Annotated in this window: 5 protein-coding genes; 3 read left to right on the top strand and 2 right to left on the bottom strand. The window is 56.7% G+C overall.

Annotation, left to right across the window (positions count from 1 at the left end):
* From B2246_RS20640 to B2246_RS20630, 3 genes are all read left to right on the top strand, one after another.
* Nucleotides 1–275, top strand: a 275-nt coding sequence (locus B2246_RS20640; RefSeq protein ID WP_286880676.1) for a hypothetical protein, incomplete at its 5' end; no start/stop codon positions are given.
* 1,039 nt (nucleotides 276–1,314) lie between these two features.
* On the top strand, nucleotides 1,315–1,971 hold the full coding sequence (locus B2246_RS20635; protein ID WP_008650776.1) for a response regulator transcription factor: 657 nt from the start codon (nucleotides 1,315–1,317) through the stop codon (nucleotides 1,969–1,971).
* Nucleotides 1,972–2,433: 462 nt separating this feature from the next.
* A complete protein-coding gene (locus B2246_RS20630) occupies nucleotides 2,434–5,931 on the top strand; it encodes an ATP-binding protein (RefSeq protein ID WP_286880675.1) in 3,498 nt (1,165 codons plus the stop codon).
* Between the two features lie 100 nt (nucleotides 5,932–6,031).
* On the opposite strand, the gene B2246_RS20625 is transcribed toward B2246_RS20630, so the two are convergent.
* Nucleotides 6,032–6,268 carry a hypothetical protein gene (locus B2246_RS20625; protein ID WP_286880674.1) on the bottom strand — a complete coding sequence of 79 codons (237 nt, stop codon included), beginning with the start codon at nucleotides 6,266–6,268 and terminating at the stop codon, nucleotides 6,032–6,034.
* Nucleotides 6,269–6,277: 9 nt separating this feature from the next.
* Nucleotides 6,278–6,763 (bottom strand): hypothetical protein, encoded by a 486-nt coding sequence (locus B2246_RS20620; protein ID WP_008650780.1) that lies wholly within the window; start codon nucleotides 6,761–6,763, stop codon nucleotides 6,278–6,280.
* Nucleotides 6,764–7,012: the final 249 nt, after the last annotated feature.

Below are 7,012 nucleotides of genomic sequence, written 5' to 3'. Positions count from 1 at the left end.
TCGTGGAACAGGGGCAAGGTCAGACTTCCGCCAGCGTAACAGAGACTAAACGGCGGCTGAAACACTCGCGACGCAAGAGACGAGCCTTCCCCGTGCGGTTGGGGCCTTTTCAAATTCCGGTCGCTGAGCACGTCACTGCATTACTCTTCTTGCGTCTTGGCATCCGATTCCAGCTTCATTTACCGCCACTACAGCAACTGCTGACGGATTCATCCCGGCGTGCAGCATGGGCAGGGATGGTTGTTCGCGAAATCAATGAAAGCGAGAGCTTTTAGATACTACTCGATGCCCAATGCGTCACTGACAATTTCATAGGATTTTTTCAATATTGAAGTTGTGAGGCGCTAAGGAAACTGAGGAGGCTGGCTGGTTCAGGTAATTCGTGACTCGGAGGCGGAGTTCTTAGGCCACCAGTATAAATTTTCAGGGACTTGGGGGAGCGTTGAGATCCCGTGGCGGCTGCGTCATCGGGGAGGACTATCCTGGAGCATATGCCGATGACCGAGATCAGGACCGTTGAAATGGATAAAGGCGAGCTTTGAAGGATGCAGCCGGAATGTCTTCAGGCTCTCTTCGGATTTGTTCGTGCTGTTGGATAGGCCATCGCCTGCATCGATTGATTAGGCGATGGCCTATCGACAAATAATTAATTGGCTTGGAACATTCACAATAGCGCGCTGCTGGTGATTCAGTGCGAAAAGTGCCTAATAGGTCTCATTATGGGGTCGTGCTGACGAGTGCGTTTGGTTGAGTGGTTCAGTCCAGGGCTGGCCTTTTCATCTTGTTCGCCATTTGCGGTGGCTCCGCGCATTAACGACTGAGGACCTGCGAACGTGGACTTGTGCAGACCCTCCATAAACCAAAGGGGCCAGATGGCGCCAGCGCACTGCGCTTCGCTGCTTCAGTTCTACCCTCGTTTATCCGGATTGACGAACTTTCTTTGTGTGATTAGGCTAACCGCCCACGCGTAAGTTGGCTGCGCCGGATTCTGCACACTTCCGTATGCAATGTATAGGTTCTTATGTCGATGGTCCCGACATAATGACGCACGGGTCGCGCTGCTTCACCCTGAAGGGATGATTTTCAGAAATAAAAGATAGATTATAAAATAATCCAAGGCCTATTGATTCATCCTTTTTCATGCCCGAACATCGTTTGCGTTGTCGAATCAATTCTCGATGTTTCATCGTCGCAATCGAATCCACGTGGCACTATCATGCAGCTCACACGCGCTGAATCAGACATCAGCCAGGGCCGTTTGGGTTCACTCCCCAATAGCGCCTTCGAGGCTTCGACAGATCATCCAGGGACGCCATGATCCGTGCAGTAGGATCGGATTTCGCGCCCTCAAAAAATTGTAGAATCGTCATCGCAGACGATCATCCCATCGTACTCATTGCATTGAGCCATTTCCTTAATTCACACGGGTTTACCGTTGATGCGATGGTGTCGACGGCAGACGAAACTTGCGCCGCCATTCTCAACCCAGATGTGCAGTTGGTCATTACAGACTACGTCTTCGGACATCCCGGAGATGGTTTGCATCTCGTTGACCGCTTGCGGCGTCTACGAAGCGATATCGGCATCCTTGTTTATTCGATGGTGACGTCGGCTCCTGTCATCAATGACATTCTCTTGGCCGGCGCCAATGCCTTCGTCCCCAAGACAGAAGGGACCGAGACGTTGTTGCGCGCCTGCCAAAATGTCCTTAAGCGTACCGCGGCCCAAGGCGTCAATTTTTCCCCCCTAACTGCCACGCAGGATGGCGGAGCATTCGAACTCCTAAGCGTGCGCGAGCGTGAAGTGATGCGGCTCATTGCCCAGGGAATGAGTGTGAGAGAGATTGGCAAGCACCTACGTCGTAGCCCGAAGACAGTGAGTGTTCAGAAATGTTCGGCCATGGCCAAACTCGGCTTGCGCAATGACCTTGCCCTTTCTCATTATCTGGCGCGGCGTGGCTGGCTAGAGTGATGCGCTAACTAGCGCCATCGTGACATCTTTACGGAACGACGAGACGTGTACAGGCGTGGCGAGACGCCAATGGATTATCACGCCTGCGCAACTATGAAAATCCCCAGCAGATTCACGCTTGAGGTCTGCAAGACCGCTGTACGAGTAGGGCAACAGTTTCCCGAAACATCCTCATTGCTGCGAGAGGCTTTGATCTGCACCCCAATATCTGTGCCTAGACGAGCGCGGCGGTGGCTCAGACAGCTTCGCCTGCGGGCGTGGGCGCAATTGCTCCTGCCAGTACTGGCTTTGCATGGCACGCCGACCGAATCCGCGTCAGTCACGACCGCGTCGGTAATGCCGTCAGACATGCGGCGTCCAGTAGCGGAGACAGTCTCGGCGCCGACCACCTCCACTACGACACCACACCCAGGGGAACTCGTTCTGACTTCCGATGAGCGAGAGTACCTGCAGTCTCTGCCTGTGCTGAAGGTAGCATTCCATAGCGGATCGTCGCCGTGCGGCTATCTAAAGGCGAACAAGCGGCTCAACGACATGGTGGCCGGCTATCTGTCCTATCTGAATCGCACGCTTGGCGTGCGGTTCCAGAACGAGGCTACCGCATCCTTTTCTCATGCCTTGGAGACTGTTCGGGAAGGTGAGGCGGATCTCATTGCTGTTGCAGTAGGCGAAAATGCAATGCAGACAGGATTGCTTGCCACTCAACCCTACGCGACATTTCCGCTGGTCATCGCGGGGCGTCTATCGGCCGCGGGTATTGATGGCGCCGGAGACCTCCGAGGTAAGCGTGTGACAATCAACGAGGGAAGCGGTATTGCGGGCTTGCTCCAGGAGGCAGTGCCAGGTCTGCGCTTGTCGACCGTAAGTTCGGTGCATGCAGGGATGAAAGCCGTTGCTGATGGGAAAGCCGACGCTTACGTGGCCGATCTGGTCACCGTTGAAGTGGAGTTAGAACGTCATTTCGCAGGTGCTTTGCGCATCATCGGCTCCAGCAGGCGAGGGGTGGAGATGGGCTTTGCCGTCTCCCCTGCGCTCGGTTCGAGACTGGTGCCGCTTATTAACCGCGCCATAGATCATATGCCGGAAGACGAACGGCTGGCGATCGTGAACCGTTACTTTGCGGCCGGCTACCCACTGGAGCCATCATGGCAGCAGATACTCAAGCGCATTGCTCCATACCTGGTTGCCGTGGTCGTCTTTGTCGGTGTCCTGTTGCGCTGGCAGTATCAACTGCGGCGCGAGGCAAGCGCGAGGCGACTTGCCCAGCAGCGGCTTCAAGCGCAGCTGGCTTTCCAGCGTACGCTGATGGACGCCTTACCCATCCCCATTGCTGTCAAGGATGGGAAGGGGTACTACGTCGAAGTCAATGCTGTCTATCAGGCTATCGCCGGGATGACACGGGAGCAGATGATCGGTGCGTTGCCCAGCGACTTACAGAGGTTGGAATCGGCACGCGTGTCCGAAGCGCTGGAAGCTGGCTCGCAGCGAGCGCTGGAAACTAGGCAATTGCAGCAGTTTGCCGTGGATTTCCAAGATTGTGATGGGATGCGGCGCCATTTTCTGTGTTGGACGAAACCTATCATCGGTGCTGGTGAGGACATCGCCGGCATCATCTCAGCGGCCGTCGACGTCACGGATATTCGCAACGCGGAGTCTAAAGCCCGAGCCGCCGAAGCCATGCTGGTCGACGTGACTCGTCATTTGCCTGCCACGGTGTTCCAGATGCGCGAACGCGATGGCGTTTGCGCGTACACATGGGTAAGCGGCAACACTCAGCAGTTGCTGGATCGCTCCGCCGATTCGCTGGTCGGTGATAGCGACCTGATGCTGGATATCGTCAATCCGGAGGACCTCCGCAAGGCATTGGCCGCGGCAGCCAATGCCAAGGCGAAGGTTCAACTCATGACACAGGATTTGCGTTTTCTCGTCCGTGGCCAGACACGCTGGATTCGGGTCCAGGCGATGCCGCAGCTAGAGGCCGATGGCAGCGTCCTGTGGCATGGCTACTATGCTGACCGTACGGAAGACCGCGAACAATCCGAAGTGCTGGCAAAAGCGAAGAACGCGGCGGAGGCAGCATCCATCGCCAAGGACCGCTTCCTGGCGATGATGAGCCATGAGATCCGCACGCCGATGAACGGCATTCTTGGATTGCTTGACCTGTTGCAGAATATGTCGCTGACGCTAGAGCAGCAGCGTATGCTGGCACTGGCAGGCGAATCCGGGCACGCACTCGCGCAGATCCTCGACGATATTCTGGACTACGCCAAACTGGAAGCCGACCGGATGATCATCCTGCGTACGCCGGTGGACCTTCGGAATCTGTTCGATGGCGTGCTGAGCCTGCTTCTACCCCAAGCCGCCCAGAAGAACTTGAGCTTGAGACAAACAGTGGGTGCAGAGTTACCTGCCATCGTTCAGGCTGACAGTATCCGCCTGCGCCAGATCCTGTTCAATCTGCTGGGCAATGCCGTCAAGTTCACTGAGCGGGGTCGCGTTACGTTGCGCGTAACCGTGGAGCCTGCAAGCGGTGGGCCACCGAATGTGGTCGTGGAAGTGGAGGACAGCGGTATTGGCATTGCCAAGGAGGACCTCAGCCGACTGTACGAACCATTCGTTCAGAGCAAGGAGAGTGCCACGCGAAGGATTGGTGGCACTGGACTCGGCCTGTCAATCGTCCGAAGACTGGTTGACCTGATGGACGGCGAGGTTACGCTTGAGAGCGAGAAAGGCGTCGGTACAACTGTGGTGCTGCGGATACCCTGCGAGGTCGTCTCCAAGGACTTTGACATCCCGCACCTAAAAGGTCGACCGCTATCGGTTTTGGTCAGAGATGCTGAAATGCGAGAGGCACTGATAGCGCTCGGTGCCGCCGCCGGGATGCTGCACATCGATGCAGGTGACGTACTTCCCAGGGATGGGGTGCTGCTCACCGATTACTGTGGACCAGAAAAACCAGACAACAGGATCACGATCTATTTGACCGACGAATTTCTCCCGCTGGGTTATCGTCAGGATGAACGTGGTGTATTGCTTGGCACCAATCCATTACGCTGGACAGCATTTCTCGGGGCACTGGAAGCGGTGCTCGGGCATGTCCCGTCGGCCAGCCAGTATTCCACGCCCGCAGTTGGCGGGCCCAGGGTCTTGCTTGTCGAGGATCATCCCATTAATCGGGAGGTTATACAGCGGCAGTTGAGTCTGCTTGGCTATCGCTGCACAACATGCGCCAATGGACAGGAAGCGCTGACCGCAGTCCATGCAGACACCTACGATCTGGTGCTGACCGATTGCCATATGCCGGTCATGGATGGATTCGAACTGACGCGATCGATTCGCGCGAGCGAGCGACTTCCTGTACGCGGAATTCCCGTAGTTGGCGTGACCGCCACGATCGATCAAGAGGAGCATCTCCATTGCATCAACGTTGGTATGAACGGGTTCCTGCTAAAGCCGGCGACTCCGGCATCGTTACATCATGCGATCGAGGCAGCGTTGCAAGGAAAGCCTCTAGGTCTAGCCCCCGCAGCTGGAGCGCAGGATCCCGTAGTGATCTCCGGTCATGAAGCACCCGGATCAGACGGCTTTCGTCCTGAGCGAATCAACGCCGCTGAGTTGAGTTCGCACCTAGGCGACATACTGGCAAGACAGGAAGCACGGCAGATCTTTCAGCAGGCTCTCAAGGAAGATCGTGAGGCACTTCGCAAGCATCTGGCGGAGCTTTCACCCACAGGCCTGCACCTCTGGTGTCATCGGGCCGCTTCAGCCCTGACGATGCTGAATCAACCTTACCTGGTCCAGCTTGTTCGTCGACTGGATGTTCTGTACGAAGCGGCGCCGCGCTCGGAAGTGCAGCAGGTTGGTGCGTCACTGCTGGATATGTATGATTTTCTGCTCGACTTGCTGAACTCGGCTAGGGATCCGTGTCAACCTGGTCTGCCGTCTTCTGGGCGGCAATGAACTAGTCGTTGATCTGGTTGAATGTACCGGTCTCTCAGTAGGTTGCGGGAGACCGCCCAGCCGGAGGGGCTCCAGATGGGAGAGCACCTGGCATTGCGTCTCAGCCTCGGGCCAGCCAGCGCCACGCCTCAGCCGTCTCGCGCGCCACGTCAACGACCAACTGCTGACGGACTGTCGCCGCGCCGCCTTTTGGCAGCGTTTTCACTTCGTGTGCATTGGTGCCCTCAGCATCGTGGTCGACCACGATTACGATCACGGGGTCATCGCTTTCGAAATGCCGCACACGGCCACCGTCCAAATGGACCACGATAGTCGGCATGGATTGCAAGCTTTTCATAGTCGAGGCTCATTGAACGGCGGTTGCATAGTTCGCAGGAATGGGCATGTAGCCCATTGCCCACCATATTGCCGCAGGATGGTTGGGGAAGTTGGGGATCGCGTGGTGGAGAAAGATGTCCGGTACCAATGCCTTTGCAGATGGACGGGCATGCACTGTCTCGCACCACTTCTGTCGCAGCCGGAGCCACGTCAGTTCGGCACGGGCGATGTGGTCCCACTCGTGCGGTACCAATTGCTGGTCGAACAGCATGGCACCTTCAGTTGTCATGACGGCCACCACGCTGTTGTACCGCCCGAGCCCATGCGGAAAGCTGCGACGCACGAATGTCAGCAGACCAGGGTTGGGTTCGTTGAAAACTCGTCGCAACAGTCGGATGTACACAGCACATTCGCGTCTCGAACGCTCGCTGTAGTCCTTATGGTCAACCTGCGCGCACGATTCTGCGGCGGGAACCGTGCCCAACTCGATTTCAATGGCCTTGGTCTGGAACATGCGCGTTCCCTTTGTCGCGTCGGCATAGGATGCAGGGCATTGTCAAATTAGCGGACGCGAAGGTCTAGTAGGACGCGGCCTAAACTGCTTGAGCCGCGTTGCGAACGCGTGACATTGGAGTCACGCTGACTCGTCCGCGAGATCATTCAGAATCGCCTGCGTACCCAGAACGTGCGCAAGGACGCCAACCTCGTGCTCGGCAGTGTCCTGTTAGCGGCGGCAGCGGGCCGGACCATGCTCATGACCATC

This window comes from Cupriavidus sp. UBA2010, from assembly GCF_002335265.1.
GTDB classification, from domain to species: domain Bacteria; phylum Pseudomonadota; class Gammaproteobacteria; order Burkholderiales; family Burkholderiaceae; genus Cupriavidus; species Cupriavidus metallidurans.
This window is presented reverse-complemented; position numbering and strand designations above follow the sequence as displayed.